The organism is Lutibacter maritimus, assembly GCF_900116115.1.
Taxonomy (GTDB): Bacteria; Bacteroidota; Bacteroidia; order Flavobacteriales; family Flavobacteriaceae; genus Lutibacter; species Lutibacter maritimus.
Window position 1 is genome coordinate 1 of record NZ_FOZP01000007.1, and the last position, 26442, is coordinate 26442.

The 26442-nt window shown below is 30.3% G+C and carries 18 protein-coding genes; 10 read left to right on the forward strand and 8 right to left on the reverse strand.

Features of this window, described 5'->3' with window-relative positions:
• Positions 1–195 precede the first annotated feature (195 nt).
• The gene (locus tag BM335_RS11700) at positions 196–888 is read right to left on the reverse strand and encodes a DUF4294 domain-containing protein (RefSeq protein ID WP_177219203.1); all 693 of its coding nucleotides are present in this window, start codon (positions 886–888) and stop codon (positions 196–198) included.
• 151 nt (positions 889–1039) lie between these two features.
• Here BM335_RS11700 and BM335_RS11705 point away from each other — a divergent pair, with 151 nt between their 5' ends.
• From BM335_RS11705 to BM335_RS11730, 6 genes are all read left to right on the forward strand, one after another.
• Positions 1040–2125: a M42 family metallopeptidase gene (locus BM335_RS11705; protein WP_090227775.1), complete on the forward strand. Its 1086-nt coding sequence runs from the start codon at positions 1040–1042 to the stop codon at positions 2123–2125.
• A 39-nt stretch (positions 2126–2164) separates the two neighbouring features.
• Positions 2165–2704: an NUDIX hydrolase gene (locus BM335_RS11710; protein WP_090227779.1), complete on the forward strand. Its 540-nt coding sequence runs from the start codon at positions 2165–2167 to the stop codon at positions 2702–2704.
• Positions 2705–2720: 16 nt separating this feature from the next.
• Positions 2721–4637, forward strand: coding sequence for a DUF294 nucleotidyltransferase-like domain-containing protein (locus BM335_RS11715; RefSeq protein ID WP_090227782.1), 1917 nt, complete (start codon positions 2721–2723; stop codon positions 4635–4637).
• A gap of 2 nt (positions 4638–4639) precedes the next feature.
• On the forward strand, positions 4640–5308 hold the full coding sequence (locus tag BM335_RS11720) for a 3'-5' exonuclease (RefSeq protein WP_090227787.1): 669 nt from the start codon (positions 4640–4642) through the stop codon (positions 5306–5308).
• A 62-nt stretch (positions 5309–5370) separates the two neighbouring features.
• A complete protein-coding gene (locus tag BM335_RS11725; protein WP_090227790.1) occupies positions 5371–7278 on the forward strand; it encodes a DUF294 nucleotidyltransferase-like domain-containing protein in 1908 nt (635 codons plus the stop codon).
• Positions 7275–7940: a 3'-5' exonuclease gene (locus BM335_RS11730; protein ID WP_090227793.1), complete on the forward strand. Its 666-nt coding sequence runs from the start codon at positions 7275–7277 to the stop codon at positions 7938–7940. Before BM335_RS11725 ends, BM335_RS11730 begins: the two co-directional genes overlap by 4 nt.
• 66 nt (positions 7941–8006) lie before the next feature.
• Here BM335_RS11730 and acs read toward each other — a convergent pair whose 3' ends face one another.
• From acs to BM335_RS11770, 7 genes are all read right to left on the reverse strand, one after another.
• Entirely contained in the window at positions 8007–11831 is a 3825-nt protein-coding gene (acs, locus tag BM335_RS11735; RefSeq protein WP_090227798.1) for an acetate--CoA ligase, read from the reverse strand.
• Positions 11832–11884: 53 nt separating this feature from the next.
• Entirely contained in the window at positions 11885–12247 is a 363-nt protein-coding gene (locus BM335_RS11740; protein ID WP_090227802.1) for a response regulator transcription factor, read from the reverse strand.
• 1 nt (position 12248) lies between these two features.
• Positions 12249–14879, reverse strand: a complete 2631-nt coding sequence (locus BM335_RS11745) for a sensor histidine kinase (protein WP_090227805.1) — start codon at positions 14877–14879, stop codon at positions 12249–12251.
• A 264-nt stretch (positions 14880–15143) separates the two neighbouring features.
• Positions 15144–16835 (reverse strand): sodium:solute symporter family protein, encoded by a 1692-nt coding sequence (locus BM335_RS11755; protein WP_090227815.1) that lies wholly within the window; start codon positions 16833–16835, stop codon positions 15144–15146.
• A 22-nt stretch (positions 16836–16857) separates the two neighbouring features.
• Entirely contained in the window at positions 16858–17112 is a 255-nt protein-coding gene (locus tag BM335_RS11760) for a DUF4212 domain-containing protein (protein WP_090227820.1), read from the reverse strand.
• An 11-nt stretch (positions 17113–17123) separates the two neighbouring features.
• Positions 17124–18299, reverse strand: a complete 1176-nt coding sequence (locus tag BM335_RS11765) for a hypothetical protein (RefSeq protein WP_090227824.1) — start codon at positions 18297–18299, stop codon at positions 17124–17126.
• A gap of 115 nt (positions 18300–18414) precedes the next feature.
• On the reverse strand, positions 18415–18834 hold the full coding sequence (locus tag BM335_RS11770; RefSeq protein WP_090227829.1) for an IS1/IS1595 family N-terminal zinc-binding domain-containing protein: 420 nt from the start codon (positions 18832–18834) through the stop codon (positions 18415–18417).
• Positions 18835–19154: 320 nt separating this feature from the next.
• On the opposite strand from BM335_RS11770, the gene gltB reads away from it, so the two are divergent.
• The 4 genes from gltB to BM335_RS11790 all read left to right on the forward strand — a co-directional run bounded on the left by gltB (position 19155) and on the right by BM335_RS11790 (position 26442).
• On the forward strand, positions 19155–23660 hold the full coding sequence (gltB, locus tag BM335_RS11775) for a glutamate synthase large subunit (RefSeq protein ID WP_090227832.1): 4506 nt from the start codon (positions 19155–19157) through the stop codon (positions 23658–23660).
• A 2-nt stretch (positions 23661–23662) separates the two neighbouring features.
• Positions 23663–25117, forward strand: a complete 1455-nt coding sequence (locus tag BM335_RS11780; protein ID WP_090227836.1) for a glutamate synthase subunit beta — start codon at positions 23663–23665, stop codon at positions 25115–25117.
• 233 nt (positions 25118–25350) lie between these two features.
• Complete coding sequence (locus BM335_RS11785; protein WP_090227840.1) at positions 25351–25872, forward strand: hypothetical protein; 522 nt, start codon at positions 25351–25353, stop codon at positions 25870–25872.
• A gap of 12 nt (positions 25873–25884) precedes the next feature.
• Complete coding sequence (locus BM335_RS11790) at positions 25885–26442, forward strand: PepSY-associated TM helix domain-containing protein (protein WP_090227844.1); 558 nt, start codon at positions 25885–25887, stop codon at positions 26440–26442.

The window sequence follows — 26442 nt, forward strand, 5'->3', positions numbered from 1 at the left end:
CCCTTTTTTTAACTCTAACAAACTTTTTTTGCCTTTTTTTTGAACTATTCCTTAATCCATAAACAAGACCCTTAAAACTAGTTACTTAAATGTGAAAATTCTTTTTGAAAATATAACAAATGATTGTTTCAAAAAAAGGGGATTGCTAAGATAATAGATTATTTTGTATTACACAATAGCATTTCATACAATTTTTTACTTCTTTTTATTGACTATTGAAGATACATCTATTTCTTTTTTACTTAAATTTATATAGTCGTAATTAAGTTTTGATGGTTGTTCTTTTAAAATTCCGGCAATAAATGCTCTTTGTAAAATATCTTCAATTAAATAATCTTCTGGATTTTTTTCAGGATTATACTTATCTTTTAATGAAAGTTTAAACATACTTGCCGTTGTATTATACCAAAAAGCTTTCCAACCACTTCGTAAATCTTTTACAACATCAAAAGCAGTTTCTCCAGTTTGTCTATGAATTAACTTAATTAATATTCTTCCTTCTGTTCTTGTTAACTTTTTTAATTGATCTGTAAATTCACCTTCCATATACTTTTGAACTCTTATAGTATATTCTCTTTTTTTACTTCTTGACTTTATACTATCTCTTCTTTGGTTTAATACCGTTAATCTTTCTGAAGCCAATTTTGCATAAGGATATGCTTTTAAAACCTTTTTTCTAAACCAATAATAATACTTTTGATCGTATGCTGTTTTAAATTTTACTTTTTTTAACAACATTATTTCATCTAATTCAATTAATAAGGTGTCGCCTTCAAAAACAATATATTGATCAGACAAACTAATAGAATCTGTTTTTTGCTGAGAAAATACATTTATACCTATAAATAGTAATAAAAAGGTAAGTGTAATATGTAAATATTTTTTCATAAATAATAATCAATCAAAAAGAGCGCCAAAATTACATAATTCAAATTGCTATTTCAAAAATTGTTTTGCTTATTTAAAACGTAAAAGAAATGGTAAAATTTTATGGGTAGATAACATTTTACTATCTTCGTTTTTCAATAATATAATATATATGAGTAAAAAAATTTTAAATAAAAAATCGATTGATTTTTTAGAAAAGTATTTAAACAACGCTTCTCCTACTGGATATGAAAGTGAAGGTCAAAAAATATGGATGGAGTATATAAAGCCATATGTTGATACGTTTATTACAGATAATTATGGAACTGCGGTTGGAGTTATTAACCCAGATGCTGAATTTAAAGTTGTAATTGAAGGACATGCCGATGAAATATCTTGGTACGTAAACTATATAACTCCTGAGGGATTAATATATGTTATTAGAAATGGAGGAAGTGATCATCAAATTGCACCATCAAAAATTGTAAATATTCATACTAAAAAAGGAATTATTAAAGGTGTTTTTGGCTGGCCTGCCATTCATACTCGAATTGGAGGAAAAGAAGAAGCTCCTGCTTTAGACAATATTTTTATTGATGTTGGTTGTAAAAAGAAAGAAGAAGTTGAAGCCTTGGGTGTTCATGTGGGTTGTGTTATAACATATCCTGATGAATTTTTTATTTTAAACAAAAATAATTTTGTTTGCAGAGCGCTTGATAACAGAATGGGTGGTTTTATGATTGCTGAAGTTGCTCGTTTATTAAAAGAGAATAAAAAAGAATTACCTTTTGGATTGTACATCACAAATTCTGTTCAAGAGGAAATTGGTTTAAGAGGTGCTGAAATGATTACTCAAACAATTAAACCAAATGTGGCAATCGTTACAGATGTTTGTCATGACACCACAACTCCAATGATTGATAAAAAGAAAGAAGGTGAAACAATTTCAGGAAACGGTCCCGTTATTAGCTATGCTCCTGCTGTTCAAAATAATTTAAGAGAATTAATTATTGATACAGCTGAGGCAAATAAAATACCTTTCCAAAGAATGGCTTCGTCTAAATCAACTGGAACAGACACCGATGCTTTTGCATATAGTAATGGCGGTGTTCCTTCAGCATTAATTAGCTTGGCTTTACGCTATATGCATACTACTGTTGAAATGGTACATAAAGATGATGTTGAAAACGTGATTAAATTAATTTACGAAACGCTTTTAAAAATTAATCCAAAAGAAGGATTTAGCTATTTTAAATAATATACTAAGACAGCTTCGGCTGTCTTTTTATTTAACAATATGGATGAATATATAGACATATTAAATGATAACGGGGAAATTTCTGGAAAAACTTGCCTAAAATCTGAAGCACATAAAAAAGGTTTATTTCACCAAAGTGTACATATTTGGATTGTAGATTATGAAAAAAATGTGCTCATTCAAAAAAGAGCTGCTTCTAAAGATGTGTTCCCTAACTTGTGGGATGTTTCAGTTGCTGGGCATATATCTGCAGGAGAACAACCTGAAATTTCAGCCATTAGAGAAATTGAAGAAGAAATTGGCTTATCCGTTTCAAAAGATGAACTGCAATATATAGGAACTTCAAAAAAGAAAATAATTCATAAAATTGATTTAATTGATAATGAATTACACCATATATATATATGTAGGATTAATTTTAATTTTGATACTTTAAGAATTCAAAGAGAAGAAGTTTCAGAAATTAAAACCATTGAACTTTCCAATCTCATTAAAGAAGTTTTAAATGAAAAAAATTGTTTTGTACCTCACGGAAAAGATTATTATACTTTTGTTTTTAATGAACTAAAAATGCTTTAAAAAATTAAATTATTTTATGAAGAATACCATTGCCGAACGCATTTTCGATTTTTTAAAAGATTATCCACCTTTTAATTTAATTTCAAAAGAAACTTTATTGGAAGTTTCCAAAAGAATAGAAATTCAATATTTTGAAAAAGATCAAATTATTTTCAACCAAAATGACACACCACATGAACATTTTTACATTATATATGAAGGTGCCGTTAGGTTATATAGATTTATAGATAATGAAAAACATAATTTAGATATTTGCGACGAAGGTGATTTATTTGGATTGCGACCACTAATAATGCAAGAAAATTATTTAATGGGTGCAGCCGCTAACGAAGAAACAATTTTATATGGTATTCCTATTAGCCTATTTAACGGCATTATTTTAAATTATCCAAAAGTAAGTCAATTTTTAATTGCCAGTTTTGCCACAAATACACGCGATCCTTTTTCCGATAAACATAAAGGAAAATTATTTGCTAATGTTTCTTCAATTCAAAAAATTGAAAATAGTTTTGCCGAAACACAATCAGCAAAATATAGTAAAAACCCAATTACATGTTCTATTGAAACTTCTATAAAAGAAGCATCAATGATAATGACAAAACACATTATCAATTCAATAATAGTTGCAAAAGATTATATTCCTATTGGAATTATTACCGATAAAGACATTAGAACAAAAATTGGAACTGGAATATTTAGCATTTTTGATCCAGTTAGCAAAATTATGTCGAGCCCGGTGGTTACTTTTCCTGAAAAAATTACGGTGGCAGAAGCTCAAATTGCCTTGTTAAAACACAAAGTATCTCATATTTGTATTACTAAAGATGGCACTGACAAATCTGAATTGGTTGGTATTTTAGCTGAACACGATTTAAATATTTTACAAACAAATAACCCAATGTTTTTGGTTCGTGAAATTAAATACGCACAAGATGCTGAAACGTTAAAACATATTAGAACCAAAGCTTCTGAACTTACAAAAGGGTATTTAGAACAAGAAATTCCTATTTATTTTATTACAAAAGTAATTACAGAAATTAACATTGCCATTACCAAACGAATTATTCGTTTAGCCATAAAAGAATTAGGTCAAGATCCACCTGTTGCCTATGCTTGGCTTGCTATGGGTAGCCAAGGACGAAGTGAACAACTATTAATGACTGACCAAGATAATGCTTTGGTTTTTGAAAATGTTGATGAAGATAGTTATCTTCAGGTAAAAGAATATTTCTTAAAATTTGCTACATTAATTACCCAAAAATTACACATTGTTGGTTTTGAATATTGTCCAGCAAATATAATGGCAAGCAATCCAAAATGGTGTTTATCGTTAAAAGAATGGAAGGAACAATTTAAAGATTGGGTAAAACATCCTACTTCAGATAAAATATTACTAAGCATTATCTTTTTTGATTTTGAATATATTTTTGGAGATAAAGAATTGTACAATCAAATGTCTGAAAGTGTTTTTAAATACATTTCAAAAAAACAGACTTTTTTAGGCTTTTTAAGCAAAGCTACCCTAGACAATCCACCACCATTAGGATTTTTTAAGCAATTTTTAGTAGAGCAAGATGGCGAAAATAAAGATCATTTTGATATAAAAAGCAGAGCAATTAGACCATTGGTTGATGCTGCCAGAATTTTTTCATTACACCATAGCTTAAAAGTAAATAATACTATTGCGCGTTATGAAAAATTAATGGAAGTTGAATCTCAAAATAAAGATTTATTTGAATCTTGCGCTAATGCTTTTAAAATTTTGTTACAATTTAGAACCTTACAAGGGTTAACAAATAACGATAGTGGAAAATTTGTTGACATTAATAACTTAAGCAAATCTGACAGATTAAAACTAAAAAGTTGTTTTAAACCTATCAAAAACATACAGGATTCATTAAAATTACGTTTCAACGTTTCTCAAATTCCATAGTTATGTTTAACCTTTTTAAGAAAAAGAAATACCCATCGTATTGGCAAAAACATATTGATGCCGTAAAAAATAGCAGAAACTATTCAAATTATGAAAGCATTCGATTTGTATGCTTAGATACTGAAACCACAGGGTTTGATTATGAAAATGATCGTATTTTATGCATTGGTGCTGTTGCAATAAAAAATAATAAAATTTTAGTTTCCGACTCTTTTGAAGTGTATATGCAACAAGAAGTATTTAATAAAGAAACTGTAAAAATTCACGGAATTAGAAGAAACGGTACCGAAAAAAAAGTGAGTGAAGAAGAAGCAATCATTCAATTTTTAGAATATTTAGATGATGCCGTAATTATTGCACATCATACAAAATTTGACCTTACTATGATTAACAATGCATTAAAACGACTAAATATTGGACCAATAAAATCTAAACAATTAGATACCAATTATATACATAAAAAAATAGCAATAACAAATAAGTTTAAAAAGCTATATAGTTTAGATGAATTGTGTGAAATTTACAATATAAAAATGCACGATAGACACACAGCATTAGGCGATGCTTTATTAACAGCATACGTATTTTTGAAATTAACTTATAAATACAAAAAAAATAACGTACTTAATTTAACCAACTTAATAAACACAAACTACTATTTAAACAAATAAAATAGCTTTTTTTACTATTGTAAATTTTGTAACTTTAAAGTTTATACATGCTTTAATAGATTATGAAAAACACTATTGCTGAACGCATTTTCGATTTTTTAAAAAACTTCCCTCCTTTTGATATTTTAGAAAAAGAACAACTATTAGAAATTGCCAGTAATGTTAAAGTAACATACGTTGAAAAAGACACCTTTGTATTTAAACAAGATGAACTACCGCATCAAAATTTTTATATTGTAAAAGACGGCGCTATTGGTTTATATAGAACAATGGAATCTGACACTATTTTAATTGACATTTGTGATGAAGGTGATATTTTTGGTTTGCGACCACTTATTCAAAATGATCATTATTTAATGAGCGCAAAAGCCAATGAGGAATCCATTTTATACGCTATTTCTGTTGAAATTTTAAAAGAAATTATAAAAACAAATCAAAAAGCTAACAAATATATTATTGCTAGTTTTTCATCAAACATAAAAACACCATACGCCAAAACTAATTCAGGAAATTTATTCGCCAATATTGATACAGATACAACTTTTTCAGAAGTTCAAACAGCGCAATACAGTAAAAATCCTATTACTTGTACAAAACATTCAACCATAAAAGAAGCTGCATTAATAATGAGCGACAAAAAAGTGGGCTCAATTTTAATTGTTGAAGACAAAAAACCAATTGGAATTATTACCGACAAAGATTTACGATTGAAAATTGCCACAGGATTATTATCAATTGACAAAAATGTGAGTGAAATTATGTCGTTTCCAGTAATTACTTTTCCTGAAAAAATTACCATTGCTGAAGCTCAAATTGCCATGATAAAACATAAAATCACACATTTATGTATTACAAAAGATGGCTCGCCAAATTCAGAATTAGTTGGTATTTTATCGGAACATGATATTGTTGTGCTGCACGGAAATAATCCGTCCGTATTAATTAAAGAGCTAAAACGCGCAAAAAATGTTGAAACTTTAAAATATGTTAGAGAAAAATCATCCAATTTATTAAAAGGCTACATTGAACAGAACATTCCAATTACATTTATTTCAAAAATAATTGCTGAAATAACCGATGCTATAACTATAAAAGCTATTGAACTTTCTATTTTAGAAATGGAAACCGAACCGCCTGTAAAATTTAGTTGGCTAGCTTTAGGAAGTCAAGGCAGAAAAGAGCAACTGCTAATTACGGATCAAGACAATGCATTAATTTTTGAAGATGTTTCACAAGAAAATTATGAGAATGTGAAAACCTATTTTTTAAAACTTTCAAAAAAAATTACTTCAAAATTGAATAGTGTTGGTTATAAATTTTGCCCAGCCGATATGATGGCAAGTAATCCAAAATGGTGTTTATCACTTTCTGAATGGAAACAACAATTTAATAACTGGATTACCAAACCAACGGAAGATGCCATAATGCTATGCACTATTTTTTTTGATTTTAACTTTGTGTTTGGTGATAAAGAATTGGTAACAAAACTTTCAAAAAGTATTTTTAAATCTATTAATTCTTTTGAAATATTTTTAAATTTTTTAGGAAGAAATGCGTTAAAAAATCCACCACCACTAGGTTTTTTTAGACAATTTTTAATGGAACATGATGGAAATCACAAAGATCAATTCGATTTAAAAAGCAGGGCATTAATGCCTTTAATTGATGCTGCGCGTTTAATAATATTATCACACAACATAAAAGATAAAAACAATACTATTTCAAGGTTTAACAAACTGGCAAAAATTGAGCCTCAAAATCAAGATTTATATCTTTCTTGTGCAGATTCCTTTAAAATTTTATTGCATTACAGAACGGAACAAGGTTTAAAAAATAATGATTCTGGAAGGTATATTAATTTAAATACACTTACTAAATCGGAAAAATTAAAATTAAAAGGATGCTTTAAGCCTATAAAAGACATTCAAGATTTATTAAATATTCGTTATAATTTAGCTCAAATGATGTGATTTTTAATTGGTTTACATATAGAAAGTATCCCGATTTTTGGAAAAACTATCTAAAAAGTTTTAAGCAAAAACAACCCAAATCTATTGAAGAAACACGGTTTGTAGTTTTTGATACCGAAACAACTGGATTAAGCATAACAACTGATAGAATTCTTTCAATTGGAGCAATAAGTATTGCTAAAAATAGTATTGATGTCGCAGACAGTATAGAGATTTATTTAAAACAAGATGAATTTAATACCGAAACTGTAGAAATTCATGGAATTTTAAAAGATGGAAATCTTAAAAAAATTACTGAAAATGAAGCAATTAAACAATTTATTGAATTTTTAGGAAATGCAGTTTTGGTAGCACATCATACAGCTTTTGATATTGAAATGATAAATGCAGCATTAAAAAGAATGAAGCTTCCAAAATTAAAAAACAAAACAATTGATACTGGAATTTTATATAAAAAGTTAGCAAATAAAAAGGATAAACTTTATAATTTAGATGTGTTGTGTGATGAGTTTACTATTCCAAAACACGACCGTCACACAGCCTCTGGTGATGCTTTTATAACTGCACTACTATTTTTAAAAATTATTTCAAAACTAAAAAAAGAACGTACAGTTCATTATTCAGATTTGTTTAGAACTTCAAACAATAAAGGTTTGATTTAGTAGATTTAAAGTAGAAAACCGTTTACAAAATTGTAAACGGTTTTATCATAAAATAAAATCATTAATTTACTTCACCAAAGATCCATTTTTAATAGCTTCTACTACTTCAGGGTTTAATAGTGTTGAAATGTCACCTAAATTTGAGGTTTCATTCTCTGCTATTTTACGTAAAATTCTTCGCATAATTTTTCCTGAGCGTGTTTTTGGTAAACCTGGTACAAACTGAATTTTCTCTAATTTAGCTATTGGACCAATAGTTCTACCTATTAAATCATTAATTTCATGACGTAAAAAGTCTTCGTTTTCTGGTTTTTCATATACAATTACATAGGCATATAAAGCATTTCCTTTAATGTTATGAGGGAAACCAACTACCGCAGATTCTACCACATTACTGTGTTCGTTAATTACGTTTTCAATTGGGGCTGTTCCTAAATTATGACCAGAAACAATAACTACATCATCTACTCTACCTGTAATTCTATAATTTCCTTCTAAATCTCTAAAAGAACCATCACCTGTAAAGTATTTACCTTCAAATGCTGTAAAATAGGTTTCTTTATAGCGTTTATGATCGCCATAAATAGTTCGCGCAATTGACGGCCACGGGTATTTAATACATAATCTACCTTCTGCTGGATTGGTATTTACTTCGTTTCCTTGTTCATCAACCAAACAAGGCTGAATTCCTGGCAACGGACGTGTTGCAAACGTTGGTTTTGTTGGTGTAACTCCCGCCAATGGAGAAATCATAATTCCACCAGTTTCTGTTTGCCACCAAGTATCAACAATTGGCGATTTTTGTTTTCCAATTTTTTCATCATACCAGTGCCAAGCTTCTTCATTAATTGGCTCACCTACAGTACCTAATACTTTTATAGAGCTTAAATCGTTACGCTCTGTTAATTCATTTCCTTGTGCTGCCAATGCTCTAATGGCTGTTGGTGCAGTGTAAAACTGGTTGACTTTGTATTTTTCAACAATTTGCCAAAAACGACTGTAATCTGGGTACGAAGGAACACCTTCAAACATTAAAGTTGTTGCTCCAGCAGCCAACGGTCCGTATACAATATATGAGTGACCAGTAATCCAACCAATATCAGCTGTACAGAAATAAACATCGCCGTGCGTATATTGGAACACATTTTTAAAACTATACGCAGTATGCACCATGTAACCAGCACATGTATGCACCATTCCTTTAGGTTTACCTGTTGAACCTGATGTATATAAAATAAATAACATATCTTCTGCATCCATTACTTCCGCTTCACAAACTGCATCAACTTTTGCAATTTCATCGTGCCACCAAACATCTCGTCCAGCTTTCATATTAATATTTCCATTCACCCTATTTAAAACAATAGAAGTTTCAATAGTTGGACACGTTTCCAACGCTTCATCAACAATTGTTTTAAAATCTACTGCTTTGCTGCCTCTAAAAACACCGTCAGAAGTCAAGAGCATTTTACATTCAGCATCATTAATTCTTGTTGAAAGTGCCACTGATGAAAATCCTGCAAAAACTACCGAATGTACCGCACCTATTCTGGCACAAGCTAAAACTGCAATTGCCAATTCTGGAACCATTGGCATGTAAATACAAACTCTATCTCCTTTTTCGACACCATTATTTTTTAACACGTTTGAAAACTTACAAACCTCGGCATGTAATTCTCTGTAAGTAAAAGTTCTGTTGGTTTCATTTGGATTGTTCGGTTCCCAAATAATAGCTAAATCATCTCCTCTTTTTGATAAGTGACGATCTAAACAATTTTCAGTAATATTTAATTTAGCGCCTTTAAACCATTCAAATTTTGGTTTCTCCCAATCAAACTCCACCACTTTATCCCATTTTTTACGCCATGTAAACGTATCTGCAATCTGAGACCAAAAACCTTCTGGATCATTAACACTATGTTGATATGATTTATAGTATTTGATGAATGAATCTACTTTTAAATCATCTAAAGTTTCTTTTTCTTCTTCAGTTGCATGTTCAAAAATTCCTATTTTATGTAACTTGAATTCATGCGTAATTTCATTAATAATTTCAGGATCATCTATTGTTGAAGGAATTGTATATGCAACACCGTCAGCAATATTCCTTAATAATTTTCGAAGAATTTTTCCTGAGCGTGTTTTAGGTAATCTGTGAACTAACAATACTTTTTTCAAAGAAGCTACTGCTCCAATTTGCTTACGAACTTCCTGTACAATTTTATATTCTAACTCAAAGCTAGAAACATAATCACCTGATTTTAAAACTACCAATGCTAAAGGCACTTGTCCTTTTAACTGATCTTCAATTCCAAAAACAGCACATTCTGCAACTGATGGATTAGAAGCTACAATTTCTTCCATTTCGGCAGTAGACAAACGATGACCTGCAACATTTATCACATCATCTACTCTACCGGTAATGTACACATAGCCATCTTCATCGGTATAACCACCATCACCAGAAAAATAGTAACCAGGTAATTTTTTCAAATAACCATCAATAAATCGTTCTGTATTTCCCCAAATATTTAGCAATGTTCCTGGAGGCATTGGTAATTTAACCGCAACTAATCCTTCTTCATTTGCTCCTAATTGTTTGCCTTCAGTATTTAAAATTTGAATATCGTATCCCGGAACTGCTTTTGCTGCAGAACCTGGTTTTACTGGTAATTGTTCAACACCCATCATATTAGAAAGCATTGGCCAACCTGATTCTGTTTGCCACCAATGGTCGATTACTGGAATATTTAATTGGTCTTCTAACCAATGTAATGTTGCTGCATCACAACGTTCACCTGCTAAAAATTGATATTTCAAACAACTTAAATCGTACATTTTCAATAATTCACCTTCAGGATCTTCTTTTTTTATGGCACGAATTGCAGTTGGTGCTGTAAACATTACTTTTACATTATTTTCACTTATAATTCTCCAAAATGTACTTGCATCTGGAGTTTTTATAGGTTTCCCTTCAAAAACAATGGTGGTATTTCTATTTAAAAGTGGTCCGTACACAATATAACTATGTCCAACAACCCAACCTACATCAGAAGCTGCCCAAAAAGTATCGCCTTCGTCAACACCATAAACATTTTTCATTGAATATTTTAAAGCAGTTGCATAACCTCCTGTATCACGTAAAATTCCTTTAGGTTTTCCTGTTGTTCCAGATGTATATAATATATATAATGGATCAGTTGAGTTCATTTCAACACAATCTACAGGTTTTGAGTTTTTTACCAGTTTTTTATAACTAATATAACGTTCTGTTTTTGGATTTACAGCGCCTAAATTACGTTGATAAACAATTACTTTATCTGGTTTATGAACAGCTAATTGTACTGCTTCATCTACTAAAGGTTTATAGGCAATTAACCTATCTACTTCCATTCCAGAAGTAGCTGTAATAATAGCTTTTGGTTTACAGTCATCAATTCTTATTGCTAATTCATGTGGTGCAAATCCACCAAATACCACAGAATGAATAGCTCCAATTCTTGCGCAAGCCAACATACTAAATGCTGCATGTGGAATCATTGGCATATAAATAATTACGGTATCTCCCTTTTTTACACCTAAATCACGTAATCCACCAGCTAAACGTTCTACTTGGCTTTTTACATCATTAAAAGTGTAATTTACTTTTTGTTGTGTAACCGGAGATTCATAAATAATTGCTACCTGTTCACCAAAACCATCTTCAACGTGTTTGTCAACAGCTAAATAACAAATATTTAATTTTCCATCGGCAAACCACTTATCAAATCCATTTTCATCTTTTGATAAAATAGTTTGCGGTTTTTTATACCATTTTAAATTATCGGACTGTTCTTTCCAAAATTCTTGTGGGTTTTCAATACTGTGATTGTAATGTTTTTGGTAACTCATACTATTATATTTTTATTGGTTATATAATCCAATTGGCATTGGATTCTAATTTTTTATTTTAATAAATTATATACTTCGTTTACTAATTTTTTAGTTGAAAATGGTTTGGTAATGTATTTATCGGCTCCTAATTGCAAACCTAATTCTATATCAGAAGTTTTATTTTTAGCTGATAAAAAGATGACTTTAATATCATTTAATTTAGGGCTTTCTTTTAACAATCTTAAAACTTGATAGCCATCTACATTAGGCATCATAATATCCAACAATATTATATCTGGCACTTTTAATTCAGCTATTTCTAATGCTTCTGCTCCATCTCTTGCTATAAACACTTCAAAATTTTCTTTTGTAAAAAGGTATTCTAATGACATTACTATATTTGGTTCGTCGTCTACTATTAATATCTTTTTCATTTTAATTGGTTTTTAATGGTAAAGTAAAAGTTATACGAGCTCCTTGTGGTTTTATATTTTCAGCCCAAATTATGCCGTTATGACTTTCAATAATTTGCTTACTAATTGCTAAACCTAATCCACTTCCTACAGGCTTTAATATGGTTTGATTTTTAGATTGATAAAATTTGTTGAAAATAGAAATTAAGTCATCTTCTTCAATTCCTCTTCCGTTATCTTCCACAGAAACTTCAATATTATTTGAATTTATATTAGTAAAAACAGCAACTAAACCTGTATTTTCAGTTGAAAATTTAATGGCATTTGACAGTAAGTTGATAATTACTTGCTGAATTCTGTCTTCATCATAAAAAACTTGAAGATTTTGTACTCCTCTACTATTTATTTTAATTCCTTTATTTAATGCTAATTGAGAAACGGATTCTATTGATTTTTGAATTGTATGATCAATAAAATTCAATTTCAAATCTAATTTTTCTTTTCCTGTAGCTAATTTTTCTAAATCTAAAATATTATTAATTAATCTACTTACACGTTCACTTTCGTTTAATATACTAGTTAAAAATTTGTTTTTAGTATTTGTATCAATAGCTTCATTATCTAATAATATTTCAGAAAGCGCTCTAATTGAAGTGATTGGAGTTTTTAATTCGTGAGAAACCGTGTCTAAAAATTCGTCTTTTTGTTTATCGCGCTCTTTCAATTCTTTATTAGATTCTTTTGCTTTTTGAGTTTCATCTAAAATATTTAAAACTTCTGGCAAACTAATTTCCTCTTCTTTTACTACCGATGCAATTAAAATTCTTGAAGATGCACTTCCTATACTACCAGTTAACAATTTTTCGGAAAAATTTACTAAACGCGCATCTGCTAATTGTGTATTTTTATCAATATTATATTTCATGTAAAACAAATTCAATGCTCTTTCTGTTCTTTGTTCACCTAAAAAACGTGTTAACACTTTTCGCAAATCTTTTACATAAGCCTCACCTTTCCATACATAAGCATCTTCGTGTAAAGCAGCATATTTTGTACTATCAACAAACATTTCAGCAAAGTTTCGTTCTCTATAATTACCAACCACACTAACTGATGCAATTGCATACACTAGAATATTAAAAAATAAACTCCAAAAAAATGCGTGCGGAACAGGTTCAAACAATTGTAACCCAAAAAGTTCGTATGGTTTTAAAAATTCAACACCCCATAAACCATCGTTAATAAATGTACTTGAGATTAATTGAGAATCAATAGTAAAAGGGATAACAAGTGTATATATTGTAACAAAAAAACCAATAATTATACCGTATTTAGCACCTTTTGATGAACCTCTTCTCCAAAATAAACCACCAAAAAATGTTGGTGCCAATTGTGCAATTAATACAAATGATATTAAACCAATTGAAACTAAAGATCTTTCTAAAGTAAAACTTCTATAAAAAAAATACGCTAAAACAATTAAAGAAAAAATAGCAATTCTTCTGATGTTTTTAATTGATTCTGTATTTTCTTCAGATTCACTTGTGCTATATTTTTTAAGAAATCCATAAGGAATTATCAAATTATTACTCAGCATTGTTGATAGTGCTAATGTTGAAATTACAACCATTGAAATGGCTGCCGAAAAACCACCTAAAAACACTAATAATGCTAAAAACTCGTTGCCACTTTTTAATGGTAACATTAAAGTAAATAAATCGGCATCAACGCCAGTATTTTGAAAAACTATATTACCTCCCCATGCAATAAAAATTACAAAAACGTTAAATAATAATAAGTATAAAGGGAATAACCAAGTTACTTTTTTTAAATATTTTTCACGCTCATTTTCTACAACAGTAACTTGAAATTGTCTTGGTAATAACATAATTGCAATCATAGATAACAAACTTAAAAAGAACCAGTTAAATCCACCTTCTAATCCATTTATGGTTTGTTGTGCTTCAAAATTTGGTAATAGCGATGCTTGCTGATAAATATCTGATGGACCATTAAATAAATAAAATGTTACATAAATACCTATTGCTAAAAAGAATACTAATTTAATAATAGATTCTAGTGCAACAGCTGTTATAATTCCTTTATGACGTTCAGATGCATCTGTATGTTGTGTGCCAAAAAAAGCAGCAAAAATTGCTAATAGAATAGCAATATAAAAAGTAGTATCGTTTAAAATTGAGTTTGAAATAATATTGTGATTTGTAATTACATTAAACGTTTCTGAAATTGCTTTTAATTGTAATGATATATATGGTACAATTGCTAACACACAAACTATAGTTACAAGTGCACCTAAAAAACGATTGTTACCATAACGCAACGAAATAAAATCGGCCAAAGAAGAAATTTTATTTCCCTTCGCAATCCTAATAATTTTTCGCATTAAAATTATCCAAGTAGGAATAATTATAATTGGTCCTAAATATATAGTTAAAAATTTCAATCCCGAAGTAGCTGCCAAACCTACACTACCATAATAAGTCCAAGCAGTACAGTATACTGCTAATGATAACGTATAAACATAAGGATTATTAACCCATTTGCTTTTCGAGTTTTTTTCAGCCCAATAAGCAACATAAAAAATAATGCTTAAATAAGTTATAATAATAAATATTACTAAAAGACTACTCATAATATTTATTTAAAATAATATATGAAATAATGATACTAACAATCCAAACAAAAAAAATGTATAAGTAAATTAGTGGAAGTCCTATAACTGAAGTATTACTATTAAATATTAAAATAATAGGAATATTTAATAAGCATAATAAAACAATTGCTAAAACTATTAATTTTTGTTGATGGCGTTTTTTCATTAGATGAATTTATTTCTAAATATAATAAAAACAGCACTACATAAATATAGTGCCGTTTTTATAAACTAACTATTTTATTAATGTCCGCTTGCTTCTCCTGCTCCAGAAGGAATTCTAATATGTTCAACAATTTCCTGAACGTGTAAAGGTGGTGCAGGCGTAACTCTAGAAACCACTATTGAAACTACAAAATTTACTACCATAGCTACAGTTCCAAAACCTTCAGGTGAAATTCCAAACCACCATTCACTTGCTGGAGGCATATCACCAATCCATCCTAATTTATATTTTGCCATATAATAAAACATAAGTGACAATCCAATTATCATTCCAGATATTGCACCTTCTTTATTCATACGCTTATCAAAAATTCCCAATAAAATTGCTGGAAAAAATGACGCTGCAGCTAAACCAAAAGCTAAGGCAACAACTGCCGCAACAAAACCTGGTGGATTAATTCCAAAATAACCAGCAATTAAAACTGCTACAAAAGCACTTAATCGAGCAGCAATTAACTCTCCTTTTTCTGAAATATCTGGTTTAATAATTTTTTTAAATAAATCATGTGAAATTGATGAAGCTATAACCAAAAGTAATCCGGCTGCTGTTGAAAGTGCTGCAGCCAAACCACCTGCACCAACTAAAGCAATTACCCAATTTGGTAACTGTGCAATTTCAGGATTGGCTAATACCATAATATCACGGTCAATCTCTAATTCATTTATTTCTTTATCAGCTACATACTGCACAATTCCATCAGCATTTTTATCATCAAACTTTAATAAACCTGTTTTTTCCCAGTTATTAAACCATTGTGGCAATTCTTCATATTTAGTATTACTCACAGTTTCAACTAATTTTATTCTTGCAAATACAGCAACTGCAGGAACAGTTGTATATAAAATAGCAATAAATAACAATGCCCATCCTGCTGAAACACGTGCATCTTTTACCTTAGGAACCGTAAAGAAACGCACAATAACATGTGGTAACCCTGCTGTACCTACCATTAATGCAGTAGTTATGGCAAAAACATCAATCATCGATTTACTTCCTGATGTGTATTCATGAAAACCAAGTTCTGTTGATAAGCCATCGAGTTTATCTAACAAATAAATACCATCTTCACCAGATCCACCAAAACCTAGCTGAGGAATTGGGTTTCCTGTCATTTGAAATGATATAAAAATTGCTGGTACCATAAATGCAAAAATTAACACACAATATTGTGCAACTTGCGTATATGTTATTCCTTTCATTCCACCCAAAACCGCATAAAATAATACGATAGCCATACCAATATATACTCCCGTATTAATATCTACTTCTAAATAACGAGAAAATACAATACCTACGCCACGCATTTGACCAGCAACATACGTAAACGATACAATTAATGCTGCTATAACTGCAACAACGCGTGCAGTGTTTGAATAATATCTATCACCAATAAAATCTGGCACTGTAAACTTTCCAAATTTACGAAGGTAAGGCGCTAATAATAAAGCTAATAACACATAACCACCTGTCCACCCCATTAGGTAAACAGAACCATCATACCCTGTAAAAGATACAATTCCGGCTAATGAAATAAATGATGCTGCTGACATCCAATCTGCCGCTGTTGCCATACCATTCATTATTGGTGGAACTCCTCCACCTGCAACATAAAATTCTTTTGAAGATCCTGCTCTAGCCCAAATTGCAATTCCAATGTATAATGCAAAAGTTAATCCAACAAGTATCCATGTCCATGCTAATATTCCCATGTTTAAATTTTTTAAAGATTAATTATTCGTCTACGCCATATTTTTTATCTAGCTTATTCATCAATTTTACATAGACAAATATTAAGATAACAAACACATACATTGACCCTTGTTGTGCAAACCAAAAACCAAGTTTAAACCCAGCAAATTTGATGGTATTTAATTGATCTACTAATAAAATTCCAAATACATAAGAAACTAAAAACCATATACTTAACAAAATTGCTAAATAACCAAGATTTTCTTTCCAATATGCTTTCATATCTGTTTTTGACATAATAGTAAGTTTTAAAATTTATAAATTGCTGTTGTTAATAATCTGAAGTTGTTTACTGCGTCTGTAGAAGAAGTAATATCTCCATTTCCATCAATTGAACCATATTGAGCATTTGTAAATTCACCTTCAACACCAATAGTTAAAGCGCCAGATTTCCAACCAATTCTTGGTGCAATTCTATAAGCGTTTTCAACAGTTCCTAAAAAACCATTAACATATGTTATGGCTTCTCCAAAACCACCATTTTCAGTATATCCACCAAATAACCCCCATTCCATAGTTTCTGAAAAATCGCCACTAAATTCTGTCCATAGAGAAAGTGTATTGTTATTTACAAAATCACCATTAGTAGCTGTACCAAAACCACCAATTTGAAGTAAATCTGTCATATTTTCACCATAAATAGCTTCTGCTTTCCAAGTAGCGTTACCTAGTTTAGTCCTAAAATATCCAATAAATGCTGTGCTTGTTAAATTATCATCCCCTAAATTTGGTCTGCTAGATTTCACATTAAAACCTAATCCACCTAAAGTTTCTGAGGCTTTTCCAAATTGTAATTGTGCATGAAATTGAGGAATTCCAGATTTGCTAACGCTAGCTCCTCTAGTCTGAAAGTCCCTCTCCGTAAATAAAACTCCAATAAATTTAACGTTACCTTTTGTTGTGATACGCAATTGTGGATTTCTAGAAAACGGTTGAAAAGGCACACCCGTATTAAAAGAATAAGTTCCTGGAAAAACAGCTGTAACAAACATTGGATGCCAATATTGTCCCATTAAAATTTCAATTTTATCATTTGAAAGTTGTACAAAGGCATGTCTTAAACGCAACTCTCCAACTGACGCATCTGAATTACCAAAAAAGGCAGCTTCAATTGCTCCAGATGTTTTCATTCCAAAAAAATCTGGTCCAGAAATAGCTGCTTTCAACCTTGTTTGAATTGATAAAATATTGAAGTTAGATTGATCGTTCAAATCTTCTCCTCCAACTAAATTTTCTGCTGCTGGTAAAATATTAAAGTGACCTTCTCGAGCATTTACTACCTGACGTGTGTCATACATAAAGTCGGTTTTTACAAAGCCACTCCAATTTATACCGAATTTTTTGTCAGCATTATTTGACTGACCATAACTAAAGTAAGTTACTGCTAGCAAAGCAATTAACAATACCGAGAGCTGTTTTTTCATAATATAAATTTGGTTAGTTAATTAATTATTGTTAAAAATTAATTTTAACCATCACAATATGAAAATAAAATTGAACGAGAAGAAATTTTATATATATATTTGCTAATTAGTATAGTTACCCTTTGAATCGTTCCCATTTAATAAGCATAAACTTATCACCAAGTTCAGTAACAATAACACCTGCACCAATTAAATTTTTATTATCAGAAAAATACTTAGCCAGCTCTACAGCATTTAAAATTTTATAAGTGGAGTGATATTCAAAACTATATGGCCGTTTTATATTGTATTTTTTTACCCAATTAATAATACTAACGTGCGAAATTCCTAAAATACGCTCAATTTCTCTATAACTTAAACCCTCCAAATATAATTGCAGCGCTTTATTTACATAGTACGAATCAATTTGTTTTCCAATTTTATTAACTGTAAAATAATAGCCGCATTTTTTACACTTATAACGCTGTCTATCTTTTATAACCCCACTCTTAACATACTGATTTGAACTACAGTTTGGGCAAAATTCAATATTCATATATATTATTTTTGCATAAATATATTAATTTAGCAGTTTAAAACAAAAAATTAATTTATAAAACCTAAAAAATCAATTACTCGACTTTTTTATCATTAAATACCAAAAACTGACGTTTTGGAGTTTCTAACATCGTTTTCCAAAAATTATAACTTAATATTTTTTACATATATCATAAAATGATAACTAAAATTTAACGATTTAATTATTAATAACAATTTCAAAATTATATTATCATAATTACAACGTTTTCGTAAAATGATTGACATTCCCATTCATATTTTCCTATTTTTGTAAATATTCAAAAACCAAAACTCAATATGATAAAACAAGGACTTTACCTTCCAGAATTTGAAAGAGATAATTGCGGTGCAGGATTTATTTGTAATCTAAAAGGTGAAAAATCAAATCAAATTATTCATGATGCCTTAGAAATTCTAATAAAGCTAGAACATAGAGGTGCAGTTAGCTCCGATGGTAAAACTGGTGATGGTGCTGGAATTCTTATTGATATTCCTCATGATTTTTTTGTAAAAAACACCAATTTTAATTTGCCTGAACCCAGAGAATATGCAGTAGGTATGGTATTTTTACCTCAAAATGATAACCAACTTAATTTTTGTAAAAACTTATTTGAACAAGAAATTAAAAATCAAGGTTTAGAGGTTTTAGGATGGAGAAAAGTTCCTGTAAATAAAGCTCATTTAGGTTATGTAGCTTCAAAAATTGAACCTGCAATTGAGCAAATTTTTATTGGTAAAAATGGACAAGACTTAAAAGCTAACGAGTTTAATGCAAAACTATTTGCTGCTCGTAAAATTGCAGAACACGGTATTGAAAATTCTAAATTATCTGATAGAAAAAAATTCTATTTACCAAGTTTATCAACTACAACTTTAATATACAAAGGGTTATTAATGCCTGAAGATATTAGAAATTATTACACCGATTTGTCAAACCCAGATTTAGTTACTCGATTAGCTTTAGTTCATCAACGTTTTTCAACAAATACATTTCCTTCTTGGGATTTAGCACAACCATTTAAATATATGTGCCATAACGGAGAAATTAATACACTTCGTGGAAATGTAAACAGAATGAAAGCTCGACAAGAACTGATGCAAAGTGATGTTTTTGGAGATGATATCAAAAAATTATTCCCAATAATTATTGAAGGGAAATCTGATTCTGCTTCAATGGATATGGTTGTGGAATTATTATTAATGACTGGAAGAACTTTACCTGAAGTTATGATGATGATGGTTCCTGAAGCTTGGGAAAAAGATGTTACCATGAGCGATGAAAAAAAGGCTTTCTATCAATATAACGCTTGTATTATGGAGCCTTGGGATGGACCAGCATCTGTTCCTTTCACCGATGGAAATTACATTGGTGCGCTATTAGATAGAAATGGCTTGCGTCCATCAAGATATACCATTACAAAAGATGGAAACGTAATTATGTCATCAGAAACAGGTGTTTTAGAAATTAAACCTGAAAATGTTGTAAGTCATGGACGTTTAGAGCCAGGAAAAATGTTTTTAGTAGATATGAATGCTGGTAGAATTATTAATGACGAGGAAATTAAAAAAGAGATTGTTTCAAAAAGACCCTACAAAGAATGGTTAAATAAAAACTTACTACCACTAAAAGAAGTTCCTTACACAGGAAATATGTGTCCAATTGAAGAAACAAATTTTCTTTCAAGACAAAAAATATTTGGTTACACCATTGAAGATATAAAAACAATAATAACACCAATGGCTACCCAAGGTAAAGAAGCGATTGGCTCGATGGGGAATGATACTCCTTTAGCAGTTTTATCAGACCAACCACAATTGTTGTATAATTATTTTAAACAATTATTTGCTCAAGTTACAAATCCGCCTTTAGATGGTATTCGTGAAGAAATTGTTACTGATTTTAGCTTAGCGATTGGAGGCGATATTAATATTTTTGACATTACAGAGAAACAGTGTAAAAAATTAAAAATTAGCAATCCTGTTATATCAAATGAAGATATTGACAAATTAAAACTTATTAATCATCCTGATTTTAAAGCGGTAACCGTTGATGCTCTTTATGACATCACCAAAGGTTTAAATGGTATTGAAGCTGCTTTAAAAAACATGGTTAAAGAAGTTTCAAAAGCTGTAACCGATGGTTGTAATATTGTTATTCTATCCGATAGACATGTTAACAAAACTTTCGCTCCTATACCAATGCTTTTAGCTTGTTCATACGTTAGTAATCAATTAAATAAATTAGAACAACGTTCAAGTTTTGGAATTGTAATTGAATCTGCCGAACCACGTGAACCACATCATTTTGCAACCTTATTTGGCTACGGAGCAAGTGCAATTAATCCGTATATGATTAATGAAATTATTCAACAACAAATTAAAGATAAAGTAATTACAGGTATTTCATCTGAAAAAGCTATTGATAATTTCAACAAAGCAATTGCAAAAGGAGTTTTAAAAATTATGAATAAAATTGGAATCTCTACATTATTATCATATAGAGCTTCTCAAATTTTTGAAATAGTTGGTTTAAAAAGTGATTTTACTAATGAATATTTCCCAAATACACCATCAAGAATTGAAGGTGTTGGATTATATGAAATTGAAAAAGAAATATTTTTACGTCACAGAAATGCTTTCCCAAATACTAAAGTTGCCGCAAGCACAAGTTTAAATATTGGAGGCGATTACCGTTGGAGAAGAAATGCAGAACGTCATATGTTTAATCCAACAACAATTTCAAAACTGCAACAAGCAGTTAGAAATAATAGTTATGAAACTTATGGCGTTTATTCTAACGCTATAAACGAACAAAGCAAAGAGCTAATGACACTTCGTGGAATGTTTGAATTTAGCAATTTTGATCCAATTCCAATTGAAGAAGTTGAGCCGTGGACAGAAATTGTAAAGCGATTTAAAACAGGTGCAATGTCTTACGGATCAATCAGCCAAGAAGCACATGAAAACCTAGCAATTGCTATGAACCGTATTGGCGGAAAAAGTAATTCTGGTGAAGGTGGTGAAGATAAAAATAGATTTAGAAAAGATATAAATGGTGATAGCAGAAACAGTGCAATTAAACAAGTAGCATCTGGTAGATTTGGGGTTTCAACCAACTATTTAACAAATGCTGAAGAAATACAAATAAAAATGGCACAAGGAGCTAAACCAGGTGAAGGAGGTCAATTACCCGGCGAAAAAGTACTTCCATGGATTGCTGCAACAAGAAATTCAACACCTTATGTAGGTTTAATTTCGCCACCTCCACACCATGATATTTATTCAATTGAAGATTTAGCTCAATTAATTTTTGATTTAAAAAATGCCAATAGAGACGCACGAATAAATGTAAAACTAGTTTCTAAAGTAGGTGTTGGAACTATAGCTGCTGGTGTTGCAAAAGCAAAAGCAGATGTTATTTTAATATCAGGTTATGATGGTGGAACTGGTGCATCTCCATTAACATCATTAAAGCATACTGGCTTACCTTGGGAACTTGGTATTGCTGAAGCGCAACAAACTTTAGTTTTAAATGGGTTAAGAAATAGAGTTGTTTTAGAATGTGACGGACAGTTAAAAACTGGTCGTGATGTGGCAATTGCTTGTTTATTAGGTGCTGAAGAGTTCGGTTTTGCCACTGCTCCGCTTGTTGCTTCAGGTTGTATTATGATGCGTGCTTGTCACCTTAATACTTGCCCAGTTGGTATTGCAACTCAAGATCCTGAATTGCGTAAAAACTTTAAAGGTACACCTGAACACGTGATTAACTTTATGTATTTCATCGCAAAAGAATTACGTGAAATAATGGCGCAATTAGGTTTCAGAACAATAAATGAAATGATTGGTCAATCACAAAAAATAAATGTAAATACAGCAATTGATCATTATAAAGCAAAAGGTTTAGACTTGTCGGCAATTTTACACAAACCAACAACTGATAAACCTTTGTACAATACCGAAAAACAAGATCACGGTTTAGAACATGTTTTAGATTTTGATATTATTAGAATGGCGCATCCAGCCATTTATAGAAAAGAAAAAATGCAATTAGAATTTCCAATTAAAAACACTGACAGAACTGTAGGTGCTATTTTAAGTAATGAATTGTCTAAAATTTATGGAGATAATGGATTACCAGAAGATACTTTAAAATTAAAGTTTAAAGGTTCTGCCGGACAAAGTTTTGGTGCATTTGGAACCAAAGGTTTAACCTTGCAAGTTGATGGAAATACCAATGATTATTTAGGCAAAGGACTTTCTGGAGCAAAACTGATTATAAAAACTCCAGATGAAGCAACTTTTGAGTCACATGAAAACATTATTGTTGGAAACGTCTCACTTTACGGAGCCATTAATGGTGAAGCTTATATTAACGGAATTGCAGGCGAGCGTTTTTGTGTAAGAAACTCAGGAGCAACAGCAGTTGTAGAAGGAGTTGGCGACCACGGTTGTGAATATATGACAGGCGGAAAAGTAGTTATTTTAGGTAAAACAGGAAGAAATTTTGCCGCGGGTATGAGCGGAGGTATTGCTTATGTTTTTGATGATAAAGAAAAATTTAGAAATGGCTTATGTAATATGGAAATGGTTGAATTTGAACCAATTTCAAAAGATGATGAAGAAGATTTAAAACAATTAATTAAAAACCATTTTAAATACACAAATAGCGAATACGCATATAAAATTTTGAACGATTGGGATTCAAACTTAAAGCATTTTATAAAAGTAATGCCTACTGATTATAAAAATGCATTAATTAGATTGGAGAATGAAAAAAATATTAACGCAGAAACTGTAGCATAATTATGGGAAAAGTTACCGGATTTAAAGAATTTGAAAGAAAAGATGAATCTTATGTTTCAGTTAAAGAAAGAATTGAAAATTATAAAGAATTCACAATACCATTAAAAAAAGAGGATCTTGAAAAACAAGGATCACGCTGTATGGATTGCGGAATCCCGTTTTGTCACAGTGGCTGTCCTCTTGGAAATTTAATTCCAGATTTTAATGACATGATTCATAAAGGAGAATGGAAAAAAGCCTTAGAAATTTTACATTCTACAAATAATTTTCCAGAATTTACAGGCAGACTTTGCCCTGCCCCTTGTGAACAAGCTTGTGTACTAGGAATTATAAAACCTCCTATTTCAATTGAACAAATAGAAAAATCTATTGTTGAAAAAGGATTTTCTGAAGGCTGGATAGTTGCACAAACACCCGCAAAAAGAACTGGGAGAAAAATTGCCATTGTAGGTTCTGGTCCAGCAGGATTAGCTGCAGCTCAACAACTTAACAGAGCTGGTCATTCTGTAACGGTTTTTGAAAGAGACAATGCAATTGGAGGGCTTTTACGCTATGGTATACCTAATTTTAAATTAGAAAAAGAAATTATTAATAGGAGAATTGCAATTTTAGAAGAAGAAGGAATTGAATTTAAAATCAACGTAAATGTAGGTGTTAATTATTCTGTTGAAGAATTAAATAAATTTGATTCAATAGTACTTTGCGGCGGCGCAACTGAACGCAGAAAATTACCAATTAAAGGTGCTGAAAGTAAAGATGTTGTTCAGGCAATGGACTTTTTAACTCAACAAACAAAAGTAGTTTTTGGAGAAAAAGTAAAAGATCAAATTTTAGCTACCGATAAAAACGTAATTGTTATTGGTGGTGGAGATACGGGATCAGACTGTATAGGAACATCTAATAGACAAGGCGCAAAATCTGTAACAAATTTTGAGATTATGCCTAAACCTCCAGTTGATAGAGATCCATCAACACCTTGGCCATTTTGGCCATTGAAGTTTAAAAACTCAACTTCACATGAAGAAGGTTGTGATAGAAACTGGTTAATTAACACTAAAGAGTTTATTGTTGACGAAAAAGGGAATTTAATTGGTTTAAAAACTGTAGAAGTAGAATGGATTATTGAACCTGGTAAAAGAGCTCAATTGCAAGAAGTTCCTGAAAGTGAAAAAACTTGGCCTTGTGAATTAGTTTTATTAGCTCTTGGTTTTACTGGTCCTGAAAAAACTTTAAGCGAACAATTAGGAATTGAAACAGACGCTAGAAGCAACTATAAAGCAACAGAATACCAAACTAACGTTCCACATATATTTACAGCTGGAGATATGAGACGTGGACAATCTCTAATTGTTTGGGCAATTTCTGAAGGAAGAGAAGCAGCTAGAAAAGTTGACGAATACTTAATGGGCTATAGCAACCTACCAACAAAAGGTAAAGGAGACTTAATAGGAGTTTAAAACTTTAAATTTTATTAATTTAAAAATCACCAGAAAACATTAAGTTCTGGTGATTTTTTATTTTTATAATAAAATTAACAACTACCTAAAAATCTGAATATTACACCTTTTAAGAAACTTAAGTTACTTATTAACAATAAGTTGACTGACATTTATCAGCTATTTTAAAACGTATCATTGTTATTTTTATAGTTACGTAAAATCAGTAATTTATAAATTTAAATAACTTTAAAATGAAAAAAATTGTATTTCTATTAATAATTTTAACTTTTATTATTTCTTGTAAAACCGAATCTAAACCTGAAGTTGAAGAAAATTCTCAAATCGTTAAAATTGAAGAAACTCCTGTGGTAGCTTTAGCTGAATTTGACACTAAAGCAAGTGAATATGTTAACAAAGAAGTTGAAGTTAAAGGTATTGTAGATCACGTTTGCAAACATGGTGGAAAGAAAATTTTATTAGTTACAGACGGTGGTGATGTCCATATAAATTCTGATGAACGATTTGATGAGGCTTTAATGGGAAGTGAAATAGCAGTAAAGGGAATTGTTGTTGAAGAACGAATTGACGAGTCTTATTGTTTAAAAATGGATGAAGACAATATTAAAAGCCACTCTGAAGGCGTTTCCAATAAAGAACAATTTGAAGCTAAGAAAAAGCACGTTCAACAGTACAGAGATCAAATGAAAGCTAATAATGTAGATCATATTTCATTATACTCTTTAAAATATGTTTCACATATAGAAGCTAAATAATTAAAATATTATATGAAAAAAATACGAAAATGGAGTAGAATACTTCATAGAGATATTGGTTTCTTTTTTATTGGCACAACTTTAATATATGCTATTTCTGGAATTGCTTTAAACCATATGAGCGATTGGAATCCAAACTATTCAGTAGAAAACAAATCGTTCTCTACATCAATAAATTTAGAAAAAACTGCTTCATTAAAAAACAATATTTTAGAATTATTAGATGAAATAGATCATAGAGATAATTATAAAAAACATTATTTTCCTTCTCAAAATAATTTAAAAATTTTTTTAAAAGGTGGTTCTTCAATTATAGTTAATATTAAAAGCGGCAATGGAAATGCTGAATTTTTAAAAAGGCGCCCACTATTTTATGAAGTCAACTATTTACATTACAACCCTAATAAATTTTGGACCTGGTTTTCAGATATTTTTGCTGGTGCACTTATTTTATTTGCAATAACATCTTTATTTATGAATAAAGGTAAAAACGGATTAAATGGTTGGGGAGGAATTTATACCATTTTAGGATTTTTAATTCCTATTCTCTTTTTAATAATTTATGCTTAA